The following is a 26,873-nucleotide window of genomic DNA, read 5'->3' as shown; positions in this document are numbered from 1 at the left end:
CGGGTGACTTGTTCCCAGTGACGGCCCGCGGGCGCAGCGCGCACAAGCAGGAGGCCCGGATGCGGCTCGGCGAATCACAAGTGAACGCGGCACAGGCACCGGACCTGGCGGGAGCCCTGCGCTCCGGTCCGTTCCACAGCGCCCTGCGGGCCGCGATCGTCGCCCGGCAACTGCCGCTGCACCGCGTACGGCACCATCTGGCCCGCCGAGGCGTCACCATCGGCCTGACCAGCCTGAGTTACTGGCAACAGGGCGCGCGGCGGCCGCAGCGGCCGGAGTCGATGCGGGCCGTGCGCGCCCTGGAGGAGATCCTCGAACTGCCCGAGGAATCGCTGATCCGACTGCTCGGTCCGGCCCCCGACGCGGCCGCGCCACGGCGCCCCGGGGCCCGTTCGTACGGTTCCCTCACCGAGGCGTCCGGGACCGTCGAGCGGCTCCTCGCGGAGCTGGGGTCCCCGCCGGACGGCGGGCCGCACACGGTCGGGCACCACGAGCGGGTGCGGATCGGGGCGCGCCGGCAGCTCCTCGGCCGGGACTCGCAGCAGATCGTGCGGGCGCACCGCGACGGCGTGGATCGTTATATGGCCGTCCACCATGGCGATCCGGGGTGTTCCCCGTCGGATGTGGCGGTGTACGCCATGGAGAACTGCCGTACGGGGCGGGTGCGTTGGGACGACGGGACGGGGGTCCTGGTCGCGGAGCTGCTCTTCGACGCGCGGCTGCGGGCCGGTGAAACCCACATGTTCCAGTACGGCTTCGAGGACGGTACGGCCAGGTCCTCCACCGAGTACGTCCGCGGGTTCGGCTCCGCCGGAGGGCAGTACGCGCTCCAGGTCCGGTTCGCGGACGACGCGCTGCCCGTGCGCTGCCACCGCTTCGCCCAGCGGTCGGCCGCGGGCCCGCGCGACGGCCGCCACGAACTCGCGCTGAGCGGATCCCACCGGTCGGTGCACATGGTGGAGCCGCAGGTGCGGGCGGGTCTCGTGGGCATCGGGTGGGACTGGGAGTGAGGGTCCGGAGGCCGGGAGTGCGGGGCCGGGTGTGATGGGGCCAGGAGTGGATCGTGCCCGGATGCAGGGTGTACGTGCCCGGGTCCGCGGCGTGCCTGCCCGGTTCGCGTGAGGCGGGTGCCGCGCTCGGCGTGAGGCTCTAGCGTCGACGTGGACCGCGGGCCTCGGGCCCACCGCACCCGCCACACACCCGCCCGCTCGAAAGGAAGCACCGTGATCGTCGTCGCCGGAGAGGCACTGATCGACCTCGTCCCACAGGGCGTGCCCACCGACGGCGGCCCCGTCACCGACGAACTGCCCGCCCTCGCCCCGCGGCTCGGCGGCGGCCCGTACAACACGGCGGTGGCGCTCGGCCGCCTCGGCTCGTCCGTGGCGTTCTGCTCGCGGGTGTCGCGGGACGCCTTCGGGGAGGCCCTGCTCGGCGGCCTGCGGGCGGCGGGAGTGGATGTGTCCCCGGTGCAGCGGGGCGACGAGCCGACGACGCTCGCCGTGGCCTCGATCGGCGCCGACGGCTCCGCCGGGTACTCGTTCTACGTGGAGGGGACCGCCGACCGGCTCTTCGCGGTGCCCGAGGCGCTGCCTGCGGGCACGCGCGCGGTGTCGTTCGGTACTTGCTCGCTGGTGCTCGAACCGGGCGCCACCGCGTACGAGGACGTGATGCGCTCGGCCGCCGCGCGGGGCGTGTGCACGGCGCTCGACCCGAACATCCGGGCCGGTCTGATCCCGGACGCGGACGCCTACCGGGCGCGCTTCAAGAGCTGGCTCGCGTCGACGACGTTGCTGAAGCTCTCCGAGGACGACGCCGAGTGGCTGGGCGGCACACCGCAGGAGTGGCTGGCCGCGGGGCCCGCCGCCGTGGTGATCACGCGCGGCGGGGAGGGGCTCACCGTGCTCACGCGGGACGGGGGCGAGTACTCGGTGCCGGGCGAGCGGGTCGACGTCGTGGACACGATCGGCGCCGGTGACACCGTCAACGCCGCGCTGCTGCACGGGCTTTCGCGCCAGGACGCCCTCTCCCCCGCCGGGATCGCCGGGCTCGGCGGCGACGACTGGTCCCGGCTGCTGCGGTTCGCCGCGCGGGCGGCGGCGGTCACGTGCTCCCGGGCGGGCGCGGAGCCGCCGCACGCGACCGAACTGGTGGGTCCGGCTTGGTGAGGCCCGGGGACCGGGGTCCTGCCTAGCGAGGACCGGAGGCCCGCCTTGCGAGGACCCGCCGAGCACTGAACGCGCAGCGCCCCGTGGGGAGTTCCCACGGGGCGCCGTCGCTCGTCCGTCGGCGGGGCCGGACCTCCGTCAGGCCTTGCGGGCCTTCCCGGTCGCCTTCTTGGCGGCGGGCTTCTTCGCCGCGGCCTTGGTGGACTTGGCCGCCGTCGCCGACTTCTTCGCGGCCGGCTTGGCGGCGGCCGCCTTCGCCGTGGCCGTCTTCTTGGCGGGCGCCTTCGTCGCCGCCACGGTCTTCTTCGCCGCCTTACGGGGGCGCGCCGCGGGCACGGCCGCGTCGCTGACCCGGTCGGCGCCGAGGACGTCGCGCAGGAACTTGCCGGTGTGGCTCGTCGGGACGGCCGCGACCTCCTCCGGAGTGCCCTCCGCGACCACGAGACCACCGCCGCTGCCGCCCTCGGGGCCCATGTCGACGATCCAGTCGGCGGTCTTGATGACATCGAGGTTGTGCTCGATGACGATCACCGTGTTGCCCTTGTCGACGAGGCCCGAGAGCACCGTGATGAGCTTGCTGATGTCCTCGAAGTGCAGACCGGTCGTCGGCTCGTCGAGCACGTACACCGTGCGACCCGTGGAACGCTTCTGCAGCTCGCTGGCGAGCTTCACGCGCTGCGCCTCACCACCGGAGAGCGTCGGCGCGGGCTGCCCGAGCCGGACGTAGCCGAGGCCCACGTCGTTGAGCGTCTTGAGGTGGCGGGCGATCGCAGGGACGGCCTCGAAGAAGCTCAGCGCCTCCTCGATCGGCATGTCCAGGACCTCGGAGATGGACTTGCCCTTGTAGTGGACCTCAAGGGTCTCCCGGTTGTAGCGCGCACCGTGGCAGACCTCGCACGGGACGTACACGTCCGGCAGGAAGTTCATCTCGATCTTGATGGTGCCGTCGCCCGAGCAGTTCTCGCAGCGGCCGCCCTTGACGTTGAACGAGAAGCGCCCCGGCAGGTAGCCGCGGACCTTCGCCTCGGTCGTCTCGGCGAACAGCTTGCGGACGTTGTCGAAGACTCCGGTGTACGTCGCCGGGTTCGACCGCGGGGTGCGGCCGATGGGCGACTGGTCGACGTGCACGACCTTATCGACGAGGTCGTCGCCGTCCACGCGCGTGTGCCGGCCGGGAACGGAGCGCGCCCCGTTCAACTCCCTTGCCAGGTGCGTGTACAGGATGTCGTTCACCAGCGTCGACTTGCCGGAGCCCGATACGCCGGTGACGGCCGTGAGGACGCCCAACGGGAACGACACGTCGATGTCCCGGAGGTTGTTCTCCTTGGCGCCGTGCACGGTGAGACGGCGTCCCGGGTCCACGGGCCGCCGGATGTCCGGCATCGCGATGGCCTTCTTGCCCGCCAGGTACTGGCCGGTCATCGACTCGGGGTTCGCCAGCAGCTCCTTCAACGGACCGCTGTGCACGACCTTGCCGCCGTGCTCGCCCGCGCCGGGGCCGATGTCGACGATCCAGTCGGCGACCTTGATCGTGTCCTCGTCGTGCTCGACCACGATGAGCGTGTTGCCCATGTCACGGAGCCGGACGAGCGTCTCGATGAGCCGGTGGTTGTCGCGCTGGTGCAGGCCGATGGACGGCTCGTCGAGCACGTACAGGACGCCGACGAGGCCGGACCCGATCTGTGTGGCGAGCCGGATGCGCTGGGCCTCGCCGCCGGAGAGCGTGCCCGCCGCGCGGTTGAGCGACAGATAGTCGAGGCCGACGTCGACCAGGAAGCGCAGCCGCTCGTTGACCTCCTTCAGGACGCGCTCGGCGATCTTCTTGTCGCGCGCGTTCAGCTTCAGCTCGCTCAGGAAGTCGGCGCAGTCGCTGATCGACATGGCCGAGACCTCGGCGATCGACTTCCCCATGACCGTGACGGCCAGGATCAGCGGCTTCAGTCGCGTGCCCTCACAGGTCGGGCAGGGCACCTCGCGCATGTAGCCCTCGAAGCGCTCGCGGCTCGCGTCCGACTCGGCCTCGCTGTGCCGGCGCTTCACGAACGGGACGGCGCCCTCGAACGGCGTCGTGTACCGGCGCTCGCGCCCGTACCGGTTGCGGTAGCGGACCTCGATCTGCGTCTTGTGGCCGTTCAGGAGCGCCTTCTTGGCGCGCTGCGGGAGGCCGGCGAAGGGGATGTCCGTACGGAAGCCGAGCGCGTCCGCGAGGGCGCCGATGAGGCGGCCGAAGTAGTCCTTCGTGTGCCCGTGCGACCACGGGTGGATGGCGCCCTCGTCGAGCGACTTGTCCTCGTCGGGAACGATCAGCTCGGGGTCGACCTCCATGCGCGTACCGATGCCGGTGCAGTCGGGGCAGGCGCCGAAGGGCGAGTTGAAGGAGAAGGAGCGCGGCTCCAGCTCCTCGAAGGACAGGTCGTCGTACGTGCAGTACAGGTGCTCCGAGTACATGCGCTCGCGCTCCGGGTCGTCCTCGGGGAGGTCGACGAAGTCGAGCACGACCATGCCGCCGGAGAGGCCGAGCGCGGTCTCCACGGAGTCGGTCAGTCGGCGCTTGGCGGAGCTCTTCACGGTGAGGCGGTCGACGACCACCTCGATCGTGTGCTTCTCCTGCTTCTTCAGCGTCGGCGGCTCGGACAGCTGGATCGTCTGCCCGTCCACGCGAGCTCGGGAGTAGCCCTTGGTCTGGAGGTCGCTGAAGAGGTCGACGAACTCGCCCTTGCGCTCGCGCACGAGCGGCGACAGGACCTGGAAGCGGCTGCCCTCGGGCAGCTCGAGGACCTTGTCGACGATGGCCTGCGGCGACTGGCGGGCGATGGGCCGGCCGCACTCCGGGCAGTGCGGCTTGCCGACGCGCGCGAAGAGCAGGCGCAGGTAGTCGTAGACCTCGGTGATGGTGCCGACCGTGGAGCGCGGGTTGCGCGACGTGGACTTCTGGTCGATCGAGACGGCCGGGGAGAGGCCCTCGATGAAGTCGACGTCCGGCTTGTCCATCTGGCCGAGGAACTGGCGGGCGTACGAGGACAGCGACTCGACGTAGCGGCGCTGCCCCTCGGCGAAGATCGTGTCGAACGCGAGGGAGGACTTACCGGAGCCCGACAGACCGGTGAAGACGATGAGGGAGTCGCGCGGGAGGTCGAGCGAGACATTCCGAAGATTGTGCTCGCGCGCGCCACGGACGATGAGACGGTCGGCCACGCCGGTCCGCACCTTTCTGGAGATAAGTGACAGGGGCGGGCCCCCGTCTCTCGAGGTCTGACTCTCGAGGCGCTCACGCCGTGATCGAGGCGGAGCGGCCCTGAGAAGGCTGTCCTTCGAAGACTAGAGGGAGCCACTGACAACGCCGGTCGGATTCCCTGGTTGGTAACAAACCCGGACTACCAAGAATGCCCGACGCCACCCTCGACCATATAGCACGTACATTCGATTCAGGCGGATCGTAGGCCTACGTAGGCCACCTTCACCCGAACGTGTCGCGGGGCTATCGTCGGCGCCATGAGTGATCATGTGCGCGACCTGGCGTCAGTACGCGAAGCGACCGACCGGCTGCTCGCCGCGGTCGGCACCCTGGACAACGCCGCCGTGGCCGAGCCGTCACGGCTTCCGGGGTGGAGCCGCGGGCACGTTCTCGCCCACCTCGCCCGCAACGCGGACGCGCTCGTCAATGTCCTCGAGGGCCGCCCCATGTACGAGAGCGCCCGGTCCCGCGACGCCGACATCGACCGGGACGCCCCGCGCGGACTGCGCGAGCAGCTCGGCGACGTACAGGACAGCGCCGAGCGTTTCCAGCGTCTTGGGGCCGAGGAGGCCGACTGGGGCCGCACGGTGGAGCTGCGCAACGGTGTGAAGGATCTCGCGTCGAACGTGCCGTTCCGGCGCTGGATCGAGGTCGAGCTGCACCACGTGGACCTCGGGATCGGATACGAACTGGAGGATCTCTCCGCCGAATTCACCCAGCGGGAGATCAACTTCCTCGCGAAGCGGTTCCGCGACCACCCCGGCCTGCCGCCCCTGCTGATCAAGCAGGACGACGGCCGGATGATCTCCACGGGAGCCGTGCAGAAGTTCTCCCTGGAGGAGATCAAGTCGGGCGCGAGCCCGGACCCGGAACTCGGCATCGTCGTCCGAGGCCGCCAGGCGGACCTGCTGGGCTGGCTCGCGGGCCGCAGGGACGGCAGCGGCCTCGGCGTCGACCGGGGCTCCCTGCCGCCACTGCCCCCGCTATAGGCTGAATCCATGACGTACAGCGGAGCGGTGAAGGTCGGCGGCCCGGCGGATGTGCACGAGTTGCAGGACCTGATGATCTCCAAGGTCGCGGTCGGGCCGATGGACAACAACGCCTACTTGTTGCGCTGCCGCGCGACCGATCAGCAGCTCCTGATCGACGCGGCCAACGAGCCGGAGACGCTGCGCAGCCTCATCGGCGAGGACGGCATCGCGGCCGTCGTCACCACCCACCGGCACGGAGACCACTGGCAGGCCCTCCAGGAGGTCGTGGAGGCGACCGGCGCGCGCACGTACGCGGGCCGCGAGGACGTCGAGGGGATCCCGGTGGCGACGGACGTCGCCGTCGACGACGGGGACACGATCGAGTTCGGCCGGATCACGCTCACGGCCCGCCACCTGGTCGGCCACACGCCCGGTTCGATCGCCCTGGTCTACGACGACCCGCACGGCCACCCGCACGTCTTCACCGGTGACTGCCTGTTCCCCGGTGGCGTGGGCAACACGTGGAAGGACCCCCAGGCCTTCGCGAGCCTCATCGACGACGTGGAGACGAAGATCTTCGGCACACTGCCGGACGAGACGTGGGTCTACCCGGGACACGGGAACGACACATCGCTGGGCGCCGAGCGACCGCACATCCAGGAGTGGCGCGAGCGGGGCTGGTGACCTGTAGGCGGGCCGTTTCGCCTCGGCCCGCCCTGTAGCGGCGTACTACGCCTGCGCCGTCCCCGGCGCGGCGAGCGCCGCCACCCGCTCGATGCCGAACGCGTATCCCTGCACGCCGCATCCGGCGATCACGCCGTCGGCGCGCAGCGATACGTAGGAGTGGTGCCGGAACTCCTCGCGCTGGTGGATGTTGGAGATGTGGACCTCCAGCACCGGCATGCCGTCACAGGTGTTGAGCGCGTCCAGGATCGCCACGGAGGTGTGCGAGTAGGCGGCGGGGTTGATGACGATGCCCACGTGGTTCTCGCGCGCCTCATGGATCCAGTCGACGAGCTCGCCCTCGTGGTTGGACTGCCGGAAGTCCACGGTGGCGCCGTGCGCGGCAGCCGCCTTCACGCACAGGGCCTCGACGTCGGCGAGGGTGTCGCGGCCGTAGATCTCCGGCTGGCGCTTGCCGAGCAGGTTCAGGTTCGGGCCGTTGAGAACCATGATCGGGGCGTTGGCGAGCGTGCGCGGCACGAGGGACCTCCGTAGAAGAGCGTTTGCTCCTTGAGGGTCTATCACGGCGCCACTACCGCCCGAAGGGCGGTGGGTACAGGACGGTCAGGGCGTGACGGCGAGCTCGATGTACGCGGCGAGGATCACCAGATGGACGCCGCCCTGAAGCGGTGTGGCACGGCCCGGAACGATGGTGAGGGTCGCGACCACCATGGTCAGCGCGAGCAGCACCATGTGGGTGGCGCCGAGCCCGAGGACGAGCGGCCCCGTCAGCCAGTACGAGGCGATGGCGACGGCCGGCACCGTGAGGCCGATGCTGGCCATGGACGAGCCGAGCGCGAGGTTGAGGCTGGTCTGCACGCGGTCCCTGCGAGCCGCGCGGAGCGCCGCGATGGTCTCGGGCAGCAGCACGAGCAGCGCGATGATCACGCCGACCACCGCCTGCGGCATGCCGGCCGCCGCCACCCCCTGCTCGATCGTCTTCGAGACGCCCTTGGTGAGTCCGACGACGGCGACCAGGGCGAGCGCGAGCAGGCCGAGGCTGAACAGGGCGGTCCGGGTGCTCGGCACGTCGGCGTGGTCGTCGGCGTCGATCACCTCGCCGTGCTTGGTGATCGGCAGGAAGTAGTCGCGGTGGCGCACGGTCTGCGTCGCGACGAAGAGCCCGTACAGGACCAGCGCGGCGACGGCCGAGAAGACCAACTGCGAGGTGGAGAACTCGGGGCCGAGCTTGCTGGTGGTGAAGGTCGGCAGGACCAGGCAGAGCGTCGCGAGCGTGGCCACGGTGGCGAGCGCTCCCCCGGTGCCCTCGGACTGGAAGATCGCCACGCGGTGCCGCAGCGCGGCCGCGAGCAGGCTGACGCCGACGATGCCGTTGCAGGTGATCATGACGGCGGCGAACACGGTGTCGCGGGCGAGCGTGGAGCTCTTGGCCCCGCCGTCGGCCATCAAGGTGACGATCAGCGCCACCTCGATGATCGTCACGGCCACCGCGAGCACGAGCGAGCCGAAGGGTTCACCGACCCGGTGGGCGACGACTTCCGCGTGGTGCACGGCTGCGAGCACGGAGGCCGCGAGGACCACCGCGACGACGGCGACCACCGCACCCGGCAGGTCGCGCCCCCAGGTGAACGCGAGCAGCACGATCGCGATCAGTGGCACGACCACGGTCCACTGCGTACTCAGCGCCCGCACTCTGGTGATCATTCATCGATGGTGCCGGTGGCGCGGCGGGGGCGCGACTCCGGCGGGGCGGCGGACGGGGTCAGAACACCGGGAGCGCAGGTCACTTGAGCTCGCGCGCGTCCTTGAGGTCGCAGTTGATGAAGGCCGGCGGGCGGCTGCACAGGGCCGAGAGGCGCTGGTTGAGCTCGGCCACCTCGGGGCGTTCGTTGCTGCGCATCGCGTCCTCGTAGGACTCGAACTCGATGACCGCGAGATAGCGGCCCGTGGTGTCCCGGTCCTTGAGCATCATGCGGTGCGTGGGGCCGCCCGATACGCCCTTCATCTGCTGCTCGAACGAATCGAGCAGCTCCCGCATCTCGCCGAACCGCTGGGACTCGAAGTCGATGATCTGGACGAACTTCATGGGGGCCTCCCCCGTCGTGCCCTCGCGCCCCCGCGGGACGCGCTCAGGACACAACGAAGCACCGGGAGGGGCACGCGGCAATCGGCCGCGCACCACTCCCGGTGCTGGTAATTCCTACGCTCGACGCCGTCAGGCCTCGATGCTGTCCTTCTGAGCCGCCTCGGCCGCTTCCCTCTCGGCCTGCTTCTTCGAGGCGATGAGGCTGGTGATCGTCGTAATGATCAGGACGCCGCAGATGACGGAGAGCGAGACCGGGATGGAGATCTCCGGTACGTGCACCCCGGACTCGTGCAGCGCGTGCAGGACCAGCTTCACGCCGATGAAGGCGAGGATCACCGACAGGCCGTAGCTGAGGTGGACCAGCTTCCTGAGCAGGCCGCCGATGAGGAAGTACAGCTGGCGCAGCCCCATCAGCGCGAACGCGTTGGCGGTGAAGACGATGTACGGGTCCTGGGTCAGACCGAAGATCGCCGGGATCGAGTCCATCGCGAACAGCACGTCGGTCATGCCGATGGCGAGCATGACGACCAGGAGCGGCGTCATGACCTTCTTGCCGTGCTGCTGGATGAAGAGCTTCGTGCCGTGGTACTGGTCCGCGACACCGAACTTCTTCTCGATCGACTTCAGGAGGCGGTTCTCCTCGAACTCCTCCTCTTCCTCGTCCGCCATGGCCTCCTTGATGAGCTTCCAGGCGGTGTAGATGAGGAAGGCACCGAAGATGTAGAAGACCCACGAGAAGTTGGCGATGACCGCCGCGCCCGCCGCGATGAAGATCGCTCGCAGGATCAGGGCGATGAGCACACCGAACAGCAGCACACGCTGCTGCAGCTGGGTGGGCACCGAGAACTTCGCCATGATCAGGATGAAGACGAAGAGGTTGTCGACACTGAGCGACTTCTCCGTGATGAAGCCCGCGAAGAACTCGCCGCCGGCCTGGCTGCTCCCCCAGATCATCACGCCGACGCCGAACAGCGCGGCGAGCACGATCCAGACGATGGTCCAGATGCCCGCTTCCTTGATCGATACGTCGTGGGGCTTTCGCCCGATGAAGAAGTCGACCGCGATGAGGGCGCACAGACCGAGAACGGTCAGCACCCACACAGTCATTGATACGTCCACTACTGCGCCTCCGGCGTCGTACGGCTACTGATCAGCGTCGTCGCTGCCGGAGGTCTCTTCCACCCGAGCGCCTTGGCGCGTCTCGGGCCGGCGCCCCGGGATCGACCGCCTTCTGGCCTGTCTTCCGTACTGACGGGAACGCCGCGTTGGAGTACTCCCCTCCGCGTCAAGGAGCGTACTCGAAACACCCATGAAAGGTAAAGGGAAAGGTAAAGCAGTCACCAAGTTCGCAGGTCAGAGGCCCCGCTCTCGACGGGCTTTCGTCACCTCCGCGAGCACCTGCCGCAGGATTCCACTGCCCGGCGGGACCGCCGGCGGCTCGTACGTCCATGCGTGGCCCACCCACGGGTCGGCGAGGTGCCCGTCGGGCACGGGCGTCAGGCGCAGCAGCGCGCGCCACAGCGGGTCGAGCAGCGGTCCGTACTCGGCGGCGTCCTCCCGGTCGGCCACGAGCATCAGGTGCACGCCGACCGGTGGCCCCTCGTCCGCGAGGTAGCGCAGCCGGTTGATGTCCCGGTCGTCGAAGCCGTGCGGGAAGTCGTGCACGACCAGGAGCTGCTCGGCAACGTCCAGATCCGGTGGCAGCGCGTCGGCCGCGCCCGCCCGGACCGCCATCTGCACGAGATCCACGCGCTCGGTCAGCCGGGTCAGCGTCTCCGCGACGCCCGCCGCTCCCCTGGCCGGCGGCCCGGCGAGCACGCCCGCGTCCACGAGCGGGGCGAGCGCGCCCGCGGCGGTGCCCGCCGGGTCGATGACGTGCACGCTGAACTCGCCCGCCGGATGGGCCGCGAGCAGCCGGGCTGCATGGAGGACGGCGGTGTGTGCGGCACGCGCGCGTAGTGCGTCGGCGTCGGCGGGGCCGTCGGCGGCGGACGGCCCCGCGTCGATCCACAGCCCGCGCTCCAGCGGCAGCCGTACGAGCATCGGGATACGCAGCCCGACACTCTCGCTCTCGGGCAGGCTCAGCTCCCCGAGGCGGACGGCCATGGGGGCCTCGGAGGGGCTGCGGTAGGCGTGCCAGCAGGGGCTGTCCCAGCCCGCGTACGCCGCCGGGAGCGCGGGCTCGACGGCCTCGCCCTCGGCGACGAGCTGCGCCAGGTCCCGGTCGAGTGCTTCCCTGGCCCGGTCGACCAGGGCACCGTGCCGGGCGCGGGCGGCCTCGCGCGCGGCGTCGCCCTGGCCTTGGAGGCGGCCGCGTGGATCGGCGGAGTCGGCGAGAAGCCCGTCGAGCTCGCGCTCCATGCGGGAGTCCGCGAAGTCGACGGCGCTGCGGTACGCGGCCGTGGTGCGGGCCAGATCCTCGAACATGCCCCACACCTGGTTGTAGAGCCGCTCCTCCAGGGACCAGCCCGCCGCGTCCCCTGCGACCGGCGTCGCGGGCTGCTGCGCCGGCGCGGGCGGTACGGGTTCCTGGCGGCCGGGGTGCGTGTAGTCGATGGGGCCGCCCGGCGCCGCAGCGGGCGCGGTGGCGGCCGGAGGCAGGGCGCCGGAGGCGTGGCCCGCGGTGGCCGCCGCGCGGACGGGGGACCCGCTCGTGTGGGCCCCGCCGGCAGGGGACCCGTCCGCGGTCTCCGAGGTACGCGGCGGGGGCGCCACCGCGCGGTCGCGGCCACGGGCGACGGCGTCGTGGATGGAGCTGGCGAGGGCCTGCGCGTCCGGCAGGCCCTGGTCGGCGAGGAGCCCGGCGAGGCCCTCGGCATAGCCCTGGCCCACGGCACGCACCTTCCAGGCGCTGTGTCTGCGGTAGAGCTCCAGGGCGACGACGGCCGACTCCGTGTCGAGGTCGGTGATCGTGTAGCTGGCCTCCTCCGCGCCGTCCAGCCCTCTGACGGCGACGAACGGGGCCGCCGCGGCGCCGAACCGTGCCGGACCTCCGCCGTCCACGGGCAGCGCGAGCAGCACGGTGACGCGGTGCACGTCCTGCGGCATCGCGTCCAGGTCGACGGCCAGCCGGTGGTCGGCCGCGGCCTGGCGCGGGACTTCGAGGCCCGGCAGCGCGGGCGCGCCGGGGTGGGCGATCCGGTCCGCGCCGCGCACGGCGCCCCGGTCGTCGGCGAGCGTGGCGCCAGCGACGACCGGGTGGCCGGACGACACCCGGATCTCCAGACGGGTCTGGGTGAGGGGGTGGTTCTGCCCCCTCACCAGTTCGGCCGCCATCGTGGGTCCGCTACAGGCTGGGCAGGATCGCGGGCATCAGATCCTGGAACGTACGGCCGTTGGCCGCCTCGCCCAGGGCCGTCATCTTCCAGCCGGAGCCCGCACGGTGCACCTTCGCCATGATCTGCGCCGTGTACTTGCCGCCGCCGTCGAGCGTGTAGCGGGCCAGCTCCTGCCCGTTCGTCTCGTCGACCAGGCGGCAGAACGCGTTCTGCACCTCCTGGAAGGTCTGCCCCGTGAAGGAGTTGACCGTGAAGACGATCTGGTCGACATGGACCGGGACACGCTCCAGGTCGACGACGATCGACTCGTCGTCGCCGCCCTGTCCGGCGCCGCCGACCAGGTTGTCACCGGTGTGCCGCACCGAGCCGTCGTCGCTGACGAGGTGGCGGAAGAAGACCACGTCGACAGGCTGCTTGTCGGCGAAGAGAACCGCTGACGCGTCGAGGTCGATCTCGCGCGTGCGGGTGCCGAACAGGCCGCGCCGAGGGGCCGCCTGCCAACCGAGTCCCATCCGTACCGCGGTGAGGGTGCCCCCGCCCTGCTTCTCCAGGCTGATGGCCTGACCCTTGGTCAAGTCGATGCCCACGCGCTGTCCCCTCTCGAACCGTCCCCTGTTGCCGCGCCATGTGCGCGGTGAGGGCCTGTCGCTTGGATCAGGCCCTGGCCCAAACCCTAGAGGGCGGCACTGACAACGCCGCTACCACGGGCGGGGTTTTGTGGCGGTCCTGCAACACACCCCCGGCACCCCGCCCGTCGTGGCAGGTCAGGCGATGCCTGCCTCCTTCATCTGCCGCAGTTCCTTCTTCATCTCCGACACCTCGTCGCGCAGCCGTGCCGCGACCTCGAACTGAAGGTCCGCGGCAGCGGCCCGCATCCGCTCGGTCATCTCCTCGATCTGCTCGGCCAGCTCGGCCGCGGGACGGTCGGTGGGAACCGTCTCGTCCGCCTTGCCGCGCTTCTTCTTGGCCGGTGCCTTCTCCGCCTTGCCGGCCGCGGGGACGGGGGCCTTGGCACCCTTTCCGTCCTTGCCGCCCTTGCGGTAACCGGTGCCGAGCAGTGCCTCCGTGTCGACGTCCTCACGCGCGATGGACGCCACGATGTCGTTGATCTTCTTACGGAGGGGCTGGGGGTCGATCCCGTTCGCCTCGTTGTACGCGACCTGCTTCTCGCGGCGGCGGTTCGTCTCGTCGATGGCCTTCTCCATCGCCGGAGTGATCTTGTCCGCGTACATGTGGACCTGACCCGAGACGTTTCGCGCCGCGCGGCCGATGGTCTGGATCAGCGACGTGCCGGAGCGCAGGAAGCCCTCCTTGTCGGCGTCGAGGATCGCGACCAGGGAGACCTCGGGCAGGTCGAGGCCCTCACGCAGCAGGTTGATGCCGACCAGCACGTCGTACTCGCCCGCGCGCAGCTCGCGCAGCAGCTCGACACGGCGCAGCGTGTCGACGTCGCTGTGCAGGTAGCGCACCTGGATGCCGAGCTCGATGAAGTAGTCGGTGAGGTCCTCGGCCATCTTCTTGGTGAGCGTGGTGACCAGGACGCGCTCGTCCTTCTCCGTGCGCGTACGGATCTCGTGCACCAGGTCGTCGATCTGGCCCTCGGTGGGCTTCACGACGACTTCCGGGTCGACGAGGCCGGTGGGGCGGATGATCTGCTCGACGTGACCGTCCGCGCGCGAGAGCTCGTAGTTGCCGGGGGTGGCCGACAGATAGACGGTCTGACCGATGCGCTCTTGGAACTCCTCCCACTTCAGGGGGCGGTTGTCGAGCGCGGACGGCAGGCGGAAGCCGTGGTCCACGAGGGTGCGCTTACGGGAGGCGTCGCCCTCGTACATGGCGCCGATCTGCGGCACGGTGACGTGCGACTCGTCGATCACCAGCAGGAAGTCGTCCGGGAAGTAGTCGAGCAGTGTGTTCGGCGGGGAGCCGGGCTCGCGGCCGTCGAAGTGCATCGAGTAGTTCTCCACGCCGGAGCAGGAGCCGATCTGGCGGAGCATCTCGAGGTCGTACGTGGTGCGCATGCGAAGGCGCTGGGCCTCCAGCATCTTGCCCTGCTTCTCGAGCTCGGCGAGGCGCTCCTCCAGCTCCTTCTCGATGTCGTTGGCCGCGCGCTCCAGGCGCTCGGGGCCGGCCACGTAGTGGGTCGCCGGGAAGATGTACAGCGAATCGTCGTCGCTGATGACCTCGCCGGTGAGGGGGTGGAGGGTGGAGAGCGATTCGATCTCGTCGCCGAACATCTCGATGCGGACCGCGAGCTCTTCGTAGACGGGGAAGATCTCGATGGTGTCGCCGCGCACCCGGAAGGTGCCGCGCTGGAACGCCACGTCGTTGCGCGTGTACTGAATGTCGACGAAGCGGCGCAGCATCTCGTCCCGGTCGATCTCGTCCCCGACCTTCAGGGGGACCATGCGGTCCACGTACTCCTGCGGAGTACCGAGGCCGTAGATGCAGGAGACGGAGGCGACCACCACGACGTCCCTGCGGGTCAGCAGCGAGTTCGTCGCGGAGTGGCGCAGGCGCTCCACCTCCTCGTTGATCGAGGAGTCCTTCTCGATGTACGTGTCCGACTGCGGCACGTACGCCTCGGGTTGGTAGTAGTCGTAGTACGAGACGAAGTACTCGACCGCGTTGTTCGGAAGCAGCTCGCGGAACTCGTTGGCCAGCTGGGCGGCCAGCGTCTTGTTCGGCGCCATCACGAGCGTGGGGCGCTGGAGCTTCTCGATCATCCACGCCGTGGTGGCGGACTTGCCGGTGCCGGTCGCGCCGAGCAGGACGACGTCCTTCTCGCCTCCGGTCACGCGCTTCTCCAGCTCGGCGATGGCCGCGGGCTGGTCACCGCTGGGCTGGTACGGGCTGACGACCTCGAAGGGTGCCACCGTGCGTTCGATCTTGGATACGGGCCGCATGGAATCAACCGTACGACCCACCACTGACAACCGGGCCCGAACCGCTGTGGGGCCCGGCCTTCAGGGGCTCCGGGTCACCAGTCCTGCGGTGCGCGGGACGCCGATCGCCCGAGGGGGCGGCGCAGGCGCGAGGCGGTCGGCGCGGGGGTCCCGAGCCGGTCCTTCGCCGCTCGGCTGTCACGCCAGTCGGGGCGGCCCGTGACCAGCATCGGGTCGAAGACGACGACCACCCCGGCCAGGAGCAGGAAGCTCAGCGGGCCGATCAGCATGGGCCCGAGGATGGCGGTGGCCGAGTCCCCGCCGAGGGAACCGGCGGCACCGGTGTGCGCGTGGACGCTGACCCCCGCCATCGCCATGTAGTGCATCCCCGAGACGGCGAGCCCCATGACGAGGCTCGCGCCGACGCTCCACATGATGCCCCGTACCTGGACGGCCGCCCACAGGGCGGCGGTCGCTGCCGCCATGGCGATGACCACGGAGGCGACCACGGTGAACGTGTTGTAACTGATCGTCCCGTGAAGACGCATTCCGGCCATTCCGAGATAGTGCATGGACGCCACTCCGAGGCCCGTGATGGTGCCTCCGGTGAACAGAGCGGCGCCGGTCGCGCCCTTGTAGCCGACGATGAAGACGCCGATGCCGACCATGAGGACGGCCACACCGAGACTCGCGAACGTCATCAGCGGGTCGTAGCGGATCGGCATGCCCTCCACGCTGAAACCCATCATCGCGATGAAGTGCATGGTCCAGATCCCGGAGCCGATCGCCGCGGAGCCCAGCGCGAGCCAACCCACCCGCCAGGTGTTGGCGACGAGCAGGGATCTGGTGGTGCAGCGCAGTCCCAGGGCCCCTCCGAGGCAGGCCATGAGGTAGGCCACGACCGGTGTGACGAGCCCGTAACTGAAGCCGTCGACCGAACCCTGCATGCGTGACAGCCCTTCCGCCTGGATTTCCGTGAGATGTGCAGCTCGTCCCTTCGCGCGCGGCGGCCGGGGCGACCGCGGGTGAGGCAGAGATTAAAGCGCACACGGGAACGTTCGAACGATTTTCCGGCAAAGAAACCGGCCGCACGACACGGGGGTCGACCGCACTTGAGTGACTCCATTCAACTCGTGACCATCCTGCGCCTACTTTTCGTTCGCTCTCAGCTGTCAATCTCGTACAGTCCGTGATCCCACGACGTATGAGGAGCACACGTGCACGCACGCGCAGCAGCCGCTCTGACCTCAGTGGCGGGCTCCGTCGTCATCGGTGTCCTGGTCCTGCCCACCGCCGCACAAGCCGCCCCCGCACACAACAGAACCGTGGTCGTCGCCCACCGCGGTGCCTCCGCGTACGCACCCGAGAACACCCTGGCAGCCATCGACAGGGCGCACGCCCTCGGCATCACCTGGGTCGAGAACGACGTGCAGCGCACCAAGGACGGCGCCCTGGTCGTCCTCCACGACACCACGCTGGCCCGCACCACCAACGTCGAGCAGGTCTATCCCGACCGCTCCCCGTGGAACGTGGCGGACTTCACCTCCGCCGAGATCGCCAAGCTGGACGCGGGCAGCTGGAAGGGCGCCGAGTACACCGGGTCGCGGATCCCGACGCTCCACCAGTACCTTCGGCGCGTCGACCACAACCACCAGAAGCTGCTCATGGAGATCAAGTCGCCCGAGCTGTACCCGGGCATCGAGGTGCAGATCCTGCGCGAGCTGCGCCGGGACGGCTGGCTCGACTCCTGGGACGTCCGCCACCGGCTGATCGTCCAGAGTTTCAGCGCGGACAGCGTGCGCACCGTGCACACGCTGCGCCCCGACATCAAGACCGGCTTCCTCGGCACACCCGCCGTCTCCGAGCTGCCCGCGTACGCGAAGTTCGCCGACCAGATCAATCCCTCGCACACGACGATCTCGGCGGACTACGTCAAGTCGGTGCACGCGCTCAAGGGCCCGCACGGCAAACCGCTCGAGTCCTACACCTGGACCGTGAACGACGCGAAGACCGCGCAGAAGGTGGCCGGCTTCGGCGTCGACGGGATCATCAGCAACGCCCCTGACGTGGTGCGCAAGGCCGTCGGCGGCTGACCCGCCGGGCGTTGTCAGTGCCCGGCCGTACCGTGGTCGGCATGAACGCCACTGGACCAAGCGAGACCACTCCCGCCGCGCCGCGGCAGGCCGTGTGGGCCGTCGTGCGCAGTGACATCGGCCCGCTGCTGCTCGCCGCGACGGACGCCGGTCTGGTGAACGTGGTCTTCCACGCCACCGACGCGGTGCGGGACAAGGCACTCGACCGGCTCGGCTCCCGCCTCGGGACCGAGCCCGTCGAGGCGCCCGAATCTCCCCTGCTCGCCGAGGCGATACGGCAGTTCGCGGAGTACTTCGCCGGCCGTCGGCGCGCGTTCGAGGTGCCGCTCGACTGGTCACTGATCTCCGGGTTCAACCGGGAGGTGCTGCGCGAGCTGTTCGCCGGGGTGCCGTACGGGGCGGTCGTCGGGTACGGGGATCTGGCCCACCGGGTCGGACAGCCGGGAGCCGCGCAGGCCGTGGGCCTCGCGATGGGGTCGAACCCGCTGCCGGTCGTGGTGCCGTGCCACCGGGTCGTGGAGCGCGACGGCGGGATCGGCGGCTTCGGGGGCGGACTCGAGACGAAGCGCAAGTTGCTCGCGCTGGAAGGGGTGTTGCCCGAGCCGTTGTTCTGAGACCTTCCTGGGGCGGGGCGGACGCGCGCGGTCCGCGGGGTTGATCGGGGCGGGGGTGTGCGTTGAGCACGGATGAGGGGCGGCTGGATCGGCCGAAGGCCGCGGAACCGGGGCCTGGTCCGGGGACCGGGCTGCTGCAGCAGCGTACGCAGCGGGTGCTCGTGGCCTCGCAGATATTGGGCGGGCTCGGGACCGCCACCGGGATCGCGCTGGCCGCCGTGCTCGCCAAGAAGGTCAGCGGGGACGAGGCGCTCTCCGGCCTCGCGTCCACGGCGAGCGTCGCGGGGACCGCGGTCCTGTCGGTGCCGTTGGCCGCGTTGATGAACGCGCGGGGGCGGCGGGCCGGCCTCGTACTGGCCTATCTGATCGGCACGCTGGGGGCCGTGGTCACCGTCGTCGCCGCGGTGATCGGGAGCTTTCCGCTGCTGCTCATCGGCCTGATGGGCTTCGGCGCGGCCTCGTCAGCCAACCTCCAGGCCCGGTACGCGGCGGCCGACCTGGCCGAGCCCGACCGGCGGGCCCGCGCCATCTCGACCGTCGTGTGGGCCACCACCATCGGCGCCGTCCTCGGCCCGAACATAGCGGCGCCCGCGGGCCGCAGCGTCGCCGGACTCGGCATACCGGCGGAGGCCGGACCGTTCGTGTGGGCGGCCGGGGTGTTCCTGATATCGGCGGCCGTGGTGCACGTACTGCTGCGCCCCGACCCGCTGTTGACCGCGCGGTCCCTGGCTCCCGCCGAGGACCAGTCGCCCGCCGCGCGCTCCGTGCGGGCGGGGTTCGCGGCCGTGTCCGCGTCTCCACGCGCGCGGCTCGCGCTGGTGACGGTGGCGGTGTCGCACACGGCGATGGTGTCCGTCATGTCGATGACCCCGGTGGACCTCGAACACCACGGCGCGGGCATCGAGTTGATCGGGCTCGTGATCAGTGGGCACATCGCGGGCATGTACGCGTTCTCGCCGGTGATGGGCCGTCTCGCCGACAAGTTCGGGCGCTTCACGGTGATCGGGCTCGCGGTGGGCCTGCTCGCGTGCGCGGCGCTGCTCGCCGGGACCGCGGGCGGGCATCACGGGCAGAGCGCGGCGGCGCTGTTCCTGCTGGGGCTCGGCTGGTCGGCGGGTCTCGTCGCGGGCTCCGCGCTGCTCACCGACTCCGTGCCGCAGGCCGCGCGGGCCGCCGCGCAGGGGCTCTCCGATCTGACCATGAGCCTGTCGGCGGGTATCGGCGGCGCGGCGGCGGGCCTCGTGATGGCGACGGCGAGCTACGCGTGGCTGAACCTGGCCGCGGCGTGCCTGCTGCTCCCGCTCGGGGCGTTGGCCCTGTTCACGCGGCGGGCCCAACGCCCGTAGCCGGAGTGGCGGGTCCAACACCCGTAGCGGGAGAGGACGTTCGTACGCGGGTCAGCTCAGGGTGATGTGGTACGCCTTGCGCAGTGTCTCGTGCACGGTCCACGTCGTCCGGTCGCCCTCGCGCAGCACGGCAGCCGTGCCGGGGCCGAGCTCCAGGTCCTCGCCGCCCTCGACGGCGACGGTGGCGCGGCCGCTGACGACCACGAACAGCTCGTTCGCCTCGGTGTCGGTGACCACGCCGGGCGTGATCTGCCAGATGCCGCGCAGCTGCTTGCCGTCGGCCGACTCCCACAGCACCTTGCCGGTCACCTCGGGGGTGCCGGAGACGATCTGGGCGGGGTCGAGCGGCTCGGGCTCGAGGTCCACGTCCGGGACACGGACGGCGAAGGAGCCGAGGGCGGTTGCGGGTGGTTGATCATTCGTGGTCATGGCCAGTCACCGTAGATGACCTGCGCCCCTCCTCTCACTGGACGGCCTGTGCCGTACGGGCCCTGCCGACTGGACGGCTCGTCGAGACTTCAACAACCCTGACCGGAAGGGTCCTCAGAAAGCCGTTTCGGTAGCAGACTCCGCCGTGCGCACAGCCGGAGCATCCCGCAGAGCGAGTCACGGAGCCGAAGGGACGGCGATCAGGCATGAGCGGAAACAGGGCAGTCGCATATCTCAAGCCGGGAGCGGTGGAGGTCAGGACCATCGAGCACCCGACGCTCGAACTGAAGGACGGGCCGGGGGTGGCGTCGGCGAACGTGGGCCGCACCTGTCGGCACGGCGTGATCCTCAAGGTGCTCGCCACCAACATCTGCGGCAGCGACCAGCACATGGTGCGCGGCCGCACCACGGCGCCCGAGGGCCTCGTCCTGGGGCACGAGATCACCGGCGAGATCGTGGAGAAGGGCCCGGACGTCGAGTTCCTGGACGTCGGGGACATCGTCTCCGTGCCGTTCAACATCGCCTGCGGACGGTGCCGCAACTGCAAGGAGCGCAAGACCGGCATCTGCCTGAACGTCAACCCGGCGCGGCCCGGGGCGGCTTACGGCTATGTCGACATGGGCGGCTGGGTCGGCGGTCAGGCCGAGTACGCCATGGTCCCCTACGCGGACTTCAACGCGCTGCGCTTCCCCGACGCCGACCAGGCGCGCGAGAAGCTCCTCGACCTGACCATGCTCTCCGACATCTTCCCGACCGGCTTCCACGGCGCGGTGACGGCGGGCACGAAGGTCGGTTCGACGGTGTACGTGGCCGGGGCAGGGCCCGTCGGGCTCGCGGCGGCGGCTTCGGCGCAGCTGCTCGGCGCGGCCGTCGTGATCGTCGGGGACATGAACGCCGAACGGCTCGCGCAGGCACGGAGTTTCGGCTGCGAGACGGTCGACCTCACGCGCGGCACGGTGGAGGAGCAGGTCGCCGAGATCCTCGGCGTCCCCGAGGTGGACGCGGCCGTGGACGCGGTCGGCTTCGAGGCCCGCGCGCACGGCCCGGACGCGCCCGAGGCGCCGGCCACGGTCCTCAACTCCCTGATGGGGCTCACGGCGGCCGGTGGCGCGCTCGGCATCCCCGGCCTGTACGTCACCGACGATCCGGGCGGCGTCGACCAGGACGCGCGCACCGGAACGCTCAAGGTGCGGCTCGGCCTCGGCTGGGCGAAGAGCCACCAGTTCACGACGGGGCAGTGTCCGGTGATGCAGTACAACCGGGGACTGATGATGGCGATCCTGCACGAGCGCGTGCACATCGCGAAGGCCGTCAACGCGACCGTGATCGGCATCGAGGACGCGCCGCGCGGCTACGCGGAGTTCGACCAGGGGGCGAGCCGTAAGTACGTACTCGATCCGCACGGTGTGCTGAGCGGCGTACGACCGGTCTGAGGCCGGTGACGCCGGTGAGGCCGTCCTGAGGGGCGGTCGGCCGAGGGAAGTGGGCTCCACGCGCGCGTGGGGCCCACTTTCCGGTTCGTGGCGCGTTTGGGGGCGACGCGCGTCCGCCAGGGATGTCAGTGGAGCAGGGGAAGATGTCAGAGGTGGCAGTCAACTGACCGGAGGCGGAGGCATGTTGATCGTTTCGGAGGAGGTGCGGGACGCGGTCGGGGCGGGGCGCCCGGTGGTGGCCCTCGAGTCGACGATCATCGCGCACGGGCTGCCGAGACCGCGCAATCTGCGGGTCGCGCACGAACTGGAGAAGCTCGTACGCGACGAGGGTGCCGTGCCCGCGACGATCGCGGTGCTCGACGGGCGGCCGCATGTCGGCCTGGACAAGCAGCAGTTGGAGCGGGTGGCGAACGACGACGCGATCCGCAAGCTCAGCCACCGCGATCTCCCACCGGCGCTGGCGACGGGCGCGAGCGGAGCGACGACCGTCTCGGCGACGGCGCTGCTCGCGTCGCTGGCCGGGTTGCGGGTGTTCGCCACGGGCGGGCTCGGCGGGGTGCACCGGGGGTGGACGCAGACGCAGGACGAGTCGGCGGACCTGGGACTGCTCGCGCGGACCCGGATCACCGTGGTGTGCGCCGGGGTCAAGTCGATCCTGGACGTGCCCGCGACGTTGCAGCGTCTGGAGACCCTGGGGGTGTCCGTGGCGGGCTATCGGACCGAGCGCTTCCCCGGCTTCTACCTCGCCGACTCGGGCGAGCCGGTGGACTGGACGCTGCGCTCTCCGGGCGAGGTGGCGGCCGTGATGCGGGCCCAGGACGACCTGGCGGCGGGCGATTCGGCGTTGATCCTCGCCAATCCCGTACCGGAAGCGGAGCAGTTGGATCCGGCGTTGCACGCGCGCGTGCTGGAGAGCGGGCTGCGGGAGTGCGAGCGGCAGGGCGTCGGAGGACAGGCCGTGACGCCGTTCTTGCTGGACTACTTGGCGCGGCGGACGAAGGGCGCGTCCTTGGAGGCCAACCTGGCGGCGGTACGCGGCAACGTGCGGCTCGCCGCGCGCGTCGCGGTGGCCTGGGCCGCGGTGTGACGGGGACCGTCGGCGGGGCGTTGCTGGTGGTCGGCGACGTCGTGACGGATGTCGTCGCGCGGCATCGTGGGCCGCTTGCGACGGGTACGGACACGGCGGCCCAGGTCCGTACGGTGCCGGGTGGCGCCGGGGCCAATGTGGCGTGCTGGGCGGCGTACCAGGGCTGCCGGGACGTCGTGTTGCTCGGGCGGGTCGGCGTGGATTCCGCGCGGTGGCACGAGGAGGAGCTCGTACGGTGCGGGGTGCGGCCGCGGCTCGTGGTGGACGCGGAGGCGCCGACCGGGACCGTGATCTGCCTCGTGGACGCGGGTGCCGGGGGTGAGCGGACGTTCTTGGCGGACGGTGGGGCTTCGCGGCGGGCGGGGCCCGAGGACTGGTCGCCGGAGTTGCTCGACGGGGTAGGGCTGCTCCATCTGTCCGGGTACCTGTGCTTCTCCGCCGCCGGGCGGGAGTTGGTGTCCGCCGCGGTGGCCGATGCACGCGCGCGTGGTGTGCCGGTGAGTCTGGATCCGGCGTCGACGGGCTTCCTGCGGGAGCTCGGGGTCGAGCGGTTCCTTGCGCTGGTCGACGGGGTGGAGGTGCTGGTGCCGAGCCGGGACGAGGCGGTCCTGCTGAGCGGGGAGCCGGGGGCGGCGGGTGCGGCGGGCGCGGCGGATGCGGCGGATGCGGCGGCGAAGTTGAGCGGGCGGTTTCCTGTGGTGGTGGTGAAGGAGGGGGCGGCGGGGGCGTGTGTGGCGCGGGGCGGGGTGGTGCGCGAGAGGGTGGGCGCGGCGGCGGGGGTCGTGGTGCGGGATTCCACGGGGGCGGGGGACGCTTTCACCGGAGCGGTGCTCGCTGCGCGGCTTCGGGGGGCGGGGTGGCGGGAGGCGGTGGGTGAGGGGTGCGGGGCCGGGGGCGTGGCGGTGGGGGTCGTGGGCGGGAGGCCACCCGGGCGGTGACTGGGCGGTGGGCCGGGCCCGGTGGGGCGGTTGCGCGGCACCGGGGTCCTGGAGCTGCGCCGGGGTGAACGCCCACGGGGCCGAGGCGCGGCACCGGGGCTTTGAGCTGCACCGGGGTGAACGCCCTCGGTGAGGGATTCGCGGCACCGGGGTTCGCGCTTTGCCGGGGTCGACGCCTGTCGTGACGGTTGCGCGGCACCGTGCGCCGCCTTGCCCACCCTGCCGCCCCAGGCGGCAGATTGCCCAAGTCGGGTGCGGCCGAACGCAGCGGGTAGGGAACCGTGGTGGGCGTTGCCCAAGTCGGGTGCGGTCGACCGCAGCGGGTAGGGAACCGTGGTGGGCGTTGCCCAAGTCGGGTGCAGCCGAACCCCATGGGTCGGGAGCCATGACGCGCCAGACTGCCCAGGGCGGGAGCAGCGTCGACCGCGACGGGCAGGGAGCCGTGGCCGGCGCCAGACTGCCCGAGGTGGGGCGGGCCTCGACCGTAACCGGTAGGGATCCGCGGCTGGTGGAGGTTGCCCATGGCGTGGTGCGGCACCCCATCGGGCCGACGCCCCGGAGGGGGCGGGTGGCTGGGAGATGAGCGGGGGGGCCGGGCCGGAGCCCCGAGGGCGTGACGCCGGTTCGGCACAATCAGCCCCGCCGGCGATTGAGGCGCGGGGTCCGGGGCGGAGCCCCGTGGCGTAGGGCGATCGACCACAACAGGCGGAGCCCCGTGGCGGAGGGCGATCGGCCGCAACAGGCGAAGAGCCGCGGCGCGGCAGATCGCGACAAGGCCCCGCCGGAAGCCCTACCCCTTCCGCCCCCACGCCGAGATCAGCGGCGCCGTCGCCAGGTCCATCGTGCCCTCGGCCACATTCGCCAGGTGCTGGTCGATCTCGGCGTCCGTCGCCAGGCCCGCCGTCACGAGCTGGGCGCGGATCTGCCCGACCGTCGCCGTCTCCAGCGCCGTACAGGCCGGTGACGCCAGCGGGAAGTACGCGTCCGCCTCGACCTGCCGCAGCCCCGCCGCACGCAGCAGCCCCGGCAGCTTGCGGCCGTAGGACAGGTCGGCGCCACGCTCGGCGAGCAGGGAACGGAAGCCGTGCCGCAGGCGGTTGGCCAGCTCCTGCGCGGGCCCCACCTCGTCCGGGCAGAGCAGGGGCTGAAGCGCCGGGTCGGCGTCCTCGATGAGCAGCCGCCCGCCGGGACGCAGCGCACGGATCATGGACGCCAACGCCCGCTCCCGGTCCGGGACATGGACCAGGACGAGCCGCGCGTGCACCAGGTCGAAGCTCTCCGCGGGCGGCTCGTCGACGCCGATGTCGTGGCGCCGCACCTCGACGGGCGTCCGGGGCGTGGCCGTCTGCCAGGACGTGTCGATGTCGGTGGCCAGGACCCGGCCGGTCGGCCCGACCTTCCGCGCGAGCCACGAGACCACCGACGTACCACCCGCCCCGACCTCCCAGCAGCGCCAGCCGGAACCGATACCGAGACGCTCGATGTGCCGGAACGTCGTGGGGTCGAAGAGGACCGAGAAGGCGTCGAAGCGCCGCCCCGCCTCCGGCTGCTGGTTGTCGAGGAGGTACGCGTGCTCGCCTGATCGCATCATGAACCGATCATCCCAGCCCAATCATTGGATACGGGACATTGCACAGCGGAACGGAGCACTCCGTTCCCACAGGGGTGGACACACTGTCGGTGACCGCTGGCAGACTGGCCCGCCAAGTCACCTTCGCGACGGAGACACGACGGAGACACGACGGAGACGCGGCGGAAGCACGCCGAATGCGGATGGGAAACGGGAGGGGCCGAGCATGTCGATGGCGGGCAATCTGCGAAAGGTCGGCGGTCTGCGCAGGGTGGGCCGCCTGCGCAAGGTCGCGCGGCTCGCGCGGCGCACGCCCAAGGTCGACCTGAGCCACCCGTCGCGCTCCCCGCTGGGTTCCGCGGTGGTCAACTGCGTGACCTATCGGGAGGGCGTGCGCGAGTCGGGCGACAGCGATCTCGTCGAGTCGGTGCGCGCGGTGCGCAAGGCGGCGGACGGATTCGTCTGGCTGGGGCTGCACGAGCCGTCGGAGCTGGAGTTCGCGGACATCGCCGAGCTGTTCGACCTGCACCCCTTGGCCGTCGAGGACGCGGTGCACGCGCACCAGCGACCCAAGGTGGAGCGGTACGGGCAGACGCTCTTCGCGGTCCTGAAGACGGTCTGCTACGTCGACCACGCGGAGCTCACCGCGACCAGCGAGGTGGTGGACACCGGCGAGATCATGGTGTTCCTCGGCCAGGACTTCGTGATCACGGTGCGGCACGGCAGACACGGCTCCCTCGGTCCCGTGCGCGAGCGCATCGAAGCGGACACTGAGCAGTTGGCCAAGGGCCCGGCGGCGGTGCTGCACGCGATCGCGGACAGCGTCGTCGACGACTACCTGACGGTGATCGACGAGGTCCAGGCGGACATCGACGAGGTCGAGGCGGACGTCTTCGCGCAGAACGGCGCGAAGGCCGACCCCGGCCGCATCTATCAACTCAAGCGCGAGCTGCTCGAGTTGAAGCGGGCCGTGGTGCCGCTGTCCCGGCCGATACAGGAGCTCTCGGGTCGCCCCTTCCCCGCCGTGCCGCCCGAGATACAGGCGTACTTCCGCGACGTGTCGGACCACTTGCTGCGGGCGGCGGAGCAGATAGCGTCCTTCGACGAACTGCTCAACTCGATCCTGCAGGCCCATCTGGCGCAGGTGACGGTCGCGCAGAACGAGGACATGCGCAAGATCACGGCGTGGGCCGCGATCGTGGCCGTGCCGACGATGGGCTGCGGCGTCTACGGCATGAACTTCGAGAACATGCCGGAGCTGCACTGGCGGTTCGGCTATCCGCTGATGATGTCCGTGATAGCGGTGATCTGTTTCGTGGTCTACCGGGGGTTCAAGCGCAACGGCTGGCTGTGAGCCACGGAGTCGCACGCGCACGGAGCCTCACCGCGCGGGACGGTCACCCGCTCCACGCCGGGTGGCGCGGGTCGTCCGCGCGGACGACGACGTCGGCGCTCGCCGCGGGGTCCGTCTCGGAGTCGTAACGCTCGAAGGCCGGGAGCGTCCACTGCTCGGACTCGGGCGTACGTCGCCGCAGCGCGCCCTGCGACAGGCTCACGTGAACGGTCAGGTCGAAGGGGAACCAGTGGTGCAGGAGGAGGGGGCCGTGCATCAACAACACTCCACCGGGCGGGAGTTGGACATAGCCGCTGCGGGTCGCGCGGTCCGTGACCGGGTCCCACAGGTCGGGCAGGACGCGGCCCGTGCCGTCCGGTTCGAGCGGTCCGAACACCTCGCGCCACAGGGCGCCCGTGTCGAACCAGCCGCTGTAGTACGCCTCGACGTCCCGGTGCCCGTACTCGAACCGGAGCGAGGCCGGGCGCAGAAAACCCTCCGTGCCGACCGTGAGCGAAGACCGGCCGCGAACGCGCAGGGCCTCGGAGACGAGCGCCGCGAGCTCGCCGGGGCGGGCGGCCGGCGCTCCGTCGAACGCGACCTTCACCCACGGGCCGCCGTCGGCCGGCTTCAGGTCGAGCAGCCGCTCGGCGAGGGTGTCGCCGAGCCGTTCCCAGGTGATCGCTTCGAGTCGCACGCACTCCATGATGCAGGGCACGCCCGGGC

The 26,873-nt window shown here is 70.9% G+C and carries 23 protein-coding genes; 11 read left to right on the top strand and 12 right to left on the bottom strand.

All coding sequences use genetic code 11. The features are described from left to right. The first annotated feature begins 59 nt into the window (after positions 1-59). On the top strand, positions 60-1,010 hold the full coding sequence (locus ACOKM3_RS30580; protein WP_426906940.1) for a hypothetical protein: 951 nt from the start codon (positions 60-62) through the stop codon (positions 1,008-1,010). 213 nt (positions 1,011-1,223) lie between these two features. Beyond that, the gene (locus ACOKM3_RS30575) at positions 1,224-2,165 is read left to right on the top strand and encodes a carbohydrate kinase family protein (RefSeq protein WP_426904238.1); all 942 of its coding nucleotides are present in this window, start codon (positions 1,224-1,226) and stop codon (positions 2,163-2,165) included. Between the two features lie 138 nt (positions 2,166-2,303). On the opposite strand, the gene uvrA is transcribed toward ACOKM3_RS30575, so the two are convergent. Beyond that, positions 2,304-5,360, bottom strand: coding sequence for an excinuclease ABC subunit UvrA (gene uvrA, locus ACOKM3_RS30570; protein WP_426904237.1), 3,057 nt, complete (start codon positions 5,358-5,360; stop codon positions 2,304-2,306). Positions 5,361-5,657: 297 nt separating this feature from the next. Here uvrA and ACOKM3_RS30565 point away from each other — a divergent pair, with 297 nt between their 5' ends. Together ACOKM3_RS30565 and ACOKM3_RS30560 are read left to right on the top strand one after the other, a co-directional pair. Continuing rightward, complete coding sequence (locus ACOKM3_RS30565; RefSeq protein WP_426904236.1) at positions 5,658-6,389, top strand: maleylpyruvate isomerase family mycothiol-dependent enzyme; 732 nt, start codon at positions 5,658-5,660, stop codon at positions 6,387-6,389. 9 nt (positions 6,390-6,398) lie between these two features. Then, positions 6,399-7,055: an MBL fold metallo-hydrolase gene (locus ACOKM3_RS30560; protein WP_426904235.1), complete on the top strand. Its 657-nt coding sequence runs from the start codon at positions 6,399-6,401 to the stop codon at positions 7,053-7,055. A gap of 45 nt (positions 7,056-7,100) precedes the next feature. Here the strand turns inward: ACOKM3_RS30560 and aroQ are convergent, their stop codons facing one another. The 8 genes from aroQ to ACOKM3_RS30520 form a co-directional block, all read right to left on the bottom strand. Further along, entirely contained in the window at positions 7,101-7,574 is a 474-nt protein-coding gene (gene aroQ / locus ACOKM3_RS30555) for a type II 3-dehydroquinate dehydratase (protein ID WP_426904234.1), read from the bottom strand. Between the two features lie 84 nt (positions 7,575-7,658). After that, positions 7,659-8,759, bottom strand: coding sequence for a calcium:cation antiporter (locus ACOKM3_RS30550; RefSeq protein ID WP_426904233.1), 1,101 nt, complete (start codon positions 8,757-8,759; stop codon positions 7,659-7,661). A 79-nt stretch (positions 8,760-8,838) separates the two neighbouring features. Further along, entirely contained in the window at positions 8,839-9,141 is a 303-nt protein-coding gene (locus tag ACOKM3_RS30545) for a hypothetical protein (RefSeq protein WP_426904232.1), read from the bottom strand. 129 nt (positions 9,142-9,270) lie between these two features. Next, positions 9,271-10,260: a TerC family protein gene (locus ACOKM3_RS30540; protein WP_426904230.1), complete on the bottom strand. Its 990-nt coding sequence runs from the start codon at positions 10,258-10,260 to the stop codon at positions 9,271-9,273. A 234-nt stretch (positions 10,261-10,494) separates the two neighbouring features. After that, positions 10,495-12,417, bottom strand: a complete 1,923-nt coding sequence (locus tag ACOKM3_RS30535) for a TerD family protein (RefSeq protein WP_426904229.1) — start codon at positions 12,415-12,417, stop codon at positions 10,495-10,497. 10 nt (positions 12,418-12,427) lie between these two features. Beyond that, positions 12,428-13,006 carry a TerD family protein gene (locus ACOKM3_RS30530; RefSeq protein WP_426904227.1) on the bottom strand — a complete coding sequence of 193 codons (579 nt, stop codon included), beginning with the start codon at positions 13,004-13,006 and terminating at the stop codon, positions 12,428-12,430. 177 nt (positions 13,007-13,183) lie between these two features. Next, on the bottom strand, positions 13,184-15,325 hold the full coding sequence (gene uvrB, locus ACOKM3_RS30525) for an excinuclease ABC subunit UvrB (RefSeq protein WP_426904226.1): 2,142 nt from the start codon (positions 15,323-15,325) through the stop codon (positions 13,184-13,186). 74 nt (positions 15,326-15,399) lie between these two features. Then, positions 15,400-16,251 (bottom strand): MHYT domain-containing protein, encoded by an 852-nt coding sequence (locus ACOKM3_RS30520; RefSeq protein WP_426904225.1) that lies wholly within the window; start codon positions 16,249-16,251, stop codon positions 15,400-15,402. Between the two features lie 270 nt (positions 16,252-16,521). Between ACOKM3_RS30520 and ACOKM3_RS30515 the strand changes: the two genes are divergently transcribed. The 3 genes from ACOKM3_RS30515 to ACOKM3_RS30505 all read left to right on the top strand — a co-directional run bounded on the left by ACOKM3_RS30515 (position 16,522) and on the right by ACOKM3_RS30505 (position 19,357). After that, positions 16,522-17,397 (top strand): glycerophosphodiester phosphodiesterase, encoded by an 876-nt coding sequence (locus ACOKM3_RS30515; protein ID WP_426904224.1) that lies wholly within the window; start codon positions 16,522-16,524, stop codon positions 17,395-17,397. 41 nt (positions 17,398-17,438) lie between these two features. Next, positions 17,439-18,011 (top strand): methylated-DNA--[protein]-cysteine S-methyltransferase, encoded by a 573-nt coding sequence (locus ACOKM3_RS30510; protein WP_426904223.1) that lies wholly within the window; start codon positions 17,439-17,441, stop codon positions 18,009-18,011. Positions 18,012-18,073: 62 nt separating this feature from the next. After that, the gene (locus ACOKM3_RS30505; RefSeq protein WP_426904222.1) at positions 18,074-19,357 is read left to right on the top strand and encodes an MFS transporter; all 1,284 of its coding nucleotides are present in this window, start codon (positions 18,074-18,076) and stop codon (positions 19,355-19,357) included. A 51-nt stretch (positions 19,358-19,408) separates the two neighbouring features. Here the strand turns inward: ACOKM3_RS30505 and ACOKM3_RS30500 are convergent, their stop codons facing one another. Further along, positions 19,409-19,786, bottom strand: coding sequence for a cupin domain-containing protein (locus ACOKM3_RS30500; RefSeq protein ID WP_426904221.1), 378 nt, complete (start codon positions 19,784-19,786; stop codon positions 19,409-19,411). Positions 19,787-19,992: 206 nt separating this feature from the next. On the opposite strand from ACOKM3_RS30500, the gene fdhA reads away from it, so the two are divergent. The 3 genes from fdhA to ACOKM3_RS30485 all read left to right on the top strand — a co-directional run bounded on the left by fdhA (position 19,993) and on the right by ACOKM3_RS30485 (position 23,244). After that, positions 19,993-21,219 carry a formaldehyde dehydrogenase, glutathione-independent gene (fdhA, locus tag ACOKM3_RS30495; protein WP_426904220.1) on the top strand — a complete coding sequence of 409 codons (1,227 nt, stop codon included), beginning with the start codon at positions 19,993-19,995 and terminating at the stop codon, positions 21,217-21,219. A 181-nt stretch (positions 21,220-21,400) separates the two neighbouring features. After that, a complete protein-coding gene (locus tag ACOKM3_RS30490; RefSeq protein WP_426904219.1) occupies positions 21,401-22,306 on the top strand; it encodes a pseudouridine-5'-phosphate glycosidase in 906 nt (301 codons plus the stop codon). Further along, on the top strand, positions 22,303-23,244 hold the full coding sequence (locus tag ACOKM3_RS30485) for a carbohydrate kinase family protein (protein WP_426904218.1): 942 nt from the start codon (positions 22,303-22,305) through the stop codon (positions 23,242-23,244). Before ACOKM3_RS30490 ends, ACOKM3_RS30485 begins: the two co-directional genes overlap by 4 nt. A gap of 790 nt (positions 23,245-24,034) precedes the next feature. Here ACOKM3_RS30485 and ACOKM3_RS30480 read toward each other — a convergent pair. Beyond that, positions 24,035-24,835, bottom strand: a complete 801-nt coding sequence (locus ACOKM3_RS30480; protein ID WP_426904217.1) for a methyltransferase domain-containing protein — start codon at positions 24,833-24,835, stop codon at positions 24,035-24,037. 205 nt (positions 24,836-25,040) lie between these two features. Between ACOKM3_RS30480 and ACOKM3_RS30475 the strand changes: the two genes are divergently transcribed. After that, positions 25,041-26,168, top strand: a complete 1,128-nt coding sequence (locus ACOKM3_RS30475; RefSeq protein WP_426904216.1) for a magnesium and cobalt transport protein CorA — start codon at positions 25,041-25,043, stop codon at positions 26,166-26,168. Between the two features lie 43 nt (positions 26,169-26,211). Here ACOKM3_RS30475 and ACOKM3_RS30470 read toward each other — a convergent pair whose 3' ends face one another. Then, a complete protein-coding gene (locus ACOKM3_RS30470; RefSeq protein ID WP_426904215.1) occupies positions 26,212-26,853 on the bottom strand; it encodes a nucleoside/nucleotide kinase family protein in 642 nt (213 codons plus the stop codon). Between the last annotated feature and the right edge of the window lie 20 nt (positions 26,854-26,873).

It is taken from the genome of Streptomyces nidicola, assembly GCF_050106155.1.
In the GTDB taxonomy this organism is placed as follows: domain Bacteria; phylum Actinomycetota; class Actinomycetes; order Streptomycetales; family Streptomycetaceae; genus Streptomyces.
This window is presented reverse-complemented; position numbering and strand designations above follow the sequence as displayed.

Excerpts from the sequence above, each read along its gene's own strand:
- ACOKM3_RS30520 (WP_426904225.1), bottom strand. The coding sequence starts at position 16,251 with ATGCAGGGTTCGGTCGACGGCTTCAGTTACGGGCTCGTCACACCGGTC.
- ACOKM3_RS30490 (WP_426904219.1), top strand. The coding sequence starts at position 21,401 with ATGTTGATCGTTTCGGAGGAGGTGCGGGACGCGGTCGGGGCGGGGCGC.
- fdhA (WP_426904220.1), top strand. The coding sequence starts at position 19,993 with ATGAGCGGAAACAGGGCAGTCGCATATCTCAAGCCGGGAGCGGTGGAG.
- ACOKM3_RS30565 (WP_426904236.1), top strand. The coding sequence starts at position 5,658 with ATGAGTGATCATGTGCGCGACCTGGCGTCAGTACGCGAAGCGACCGAC.
- ACOKM3_RS30560 (WP_426904235.1), top strand. The coding sequence starts at position 6,399 with ATGACGTACAGCGGAGCGGTGAAGGTCGGCGGCCCGGCGGATGTGCAC.
- ACOKM3_RS30500 (WP_426904221.1), bottom strand. The coding sequence starts at position 19,786 with ATGACCACGAATGATCAACCACCCGCAACCGCCCTCGGCTCCTTCGCC.
- ACOKM3_RS30550 (WP_426904233.1), bottom strand. The coding sequence starts at position 8,759 with ATGATCACCAGAGTGCGGGCGCTGAGTACGCAGTGGACCGTGGTCGTG.
- ACOKM3_RS30475 (WP_426904216.1), top strand. The coding sequence starts at position 25,041 with ATGTCGATGGCGGGCAATCTGCGAAAGGTCGGCGGTCTGCGCAGGGTG.
- ACOKM3_RS30545 (WP_426904232.1), bottom strand. The coding sequence starts at position 9,141 with ATGAAGTTCGTCCAGATCATCGACTTCGAGTCCCAGCGGTTCGGCGAG.
- ACOKM3_RS30470 (WP_426904215.1), bottom strand. The coding sequence starts at position 26,853 with ATGGAGTGCGTGCGACTCGAAGCGATCACCTGGGAACGGCTCGGCGAC.
- ACOKM3_RS30480 (WP_426904217.1), bottom strand. The coding sequence starts at position 24,835 with ATGATGCGATCAGGCGAGCACGCGTACCTCCTCGACAACCAGCAGCCG.
- ACOKM3_RS30535 (WP_426904229.1), bottom strand. The coding sequence starts at position 12,417 with ATGGCGGCCGAACTGGTGAGGGGGCAGAACCACCCCCTCACCCAGACC.
- ACOKM3_RS30580 (WP_426906940.1), top strand. The coding sequence starts at position 60 with ATGCGGCTCGGCGAATCACAAGTGAACGCGGCACAGGCACCGGACCTG.
- ACOKM3_RS30510 (WP_426904223.1), top strand. The coding sequence starts at position 17,439 with ATGAACGCCACTGGACCAAGCGAGACCACTCCCGCCGCGCCGCGGCAG.
- uvrB (WP_426904226.1), bottom strand. The coding sequence starts at position 15,325 with ATGCGGCCCGTATCCAAGATCGAACGCACGGTGGCACCCTTCGAGGTC.